The sequence below is a fragment of the Gilvimarinus sp. 1_MG-2023 genome (assembly GCF_030548285.1).
In genome coordinates this window covers 1-306 of record NZ_JAUOSC010000670.1, presented here as the reverse complement: position 1 = coordinate 306, position 306 = coordinate 1, and the positions used below count along the sequence as shown (strand labels likewise).

Sequence of the window (306 nt, the reverse complement as noted above, 5' to 3'; positions counted from 1 at the left end):
CACCAATGGCGCGGGTCACCAGACCGTAAATGGAAAAAGCATGTTGCGACACAACGACGTTATCGCCCTTGTCGACAAAAACCCGCACGGCAAAATCGAGAATATCACTGGAGCCGTTCCCCAGTGTCAGTTGATCCGCGGTCACGCCCAGGCGTTCACACAAGGCGGCCTTGAGATCAAAACCGGCACCATCCGGGTAACGGGTCAGTTCTGCCAGCTGACCCTGAATGGCGGCAATCACATTCGGGCTGGGGCCAAGCGGATTTTCATTGCTGGCCAGCTTGACAATATTGGCCTCATCCAGCC

At 56.2% G+C, this 306-nt stretch carries 1 protein-coding gene; it reads right to left on the bottom strand.

Annotated elements, in window-relative coordinates:
• Positions 1–306 (bottom strand): aminotransferase class I/II-fold pyridoxal phosphate-dependent enzyme (locus tag Q4563_RS18555; protein WP_336623057.1); only part of this gene is annotated, 306 nt, incomplete at both ends.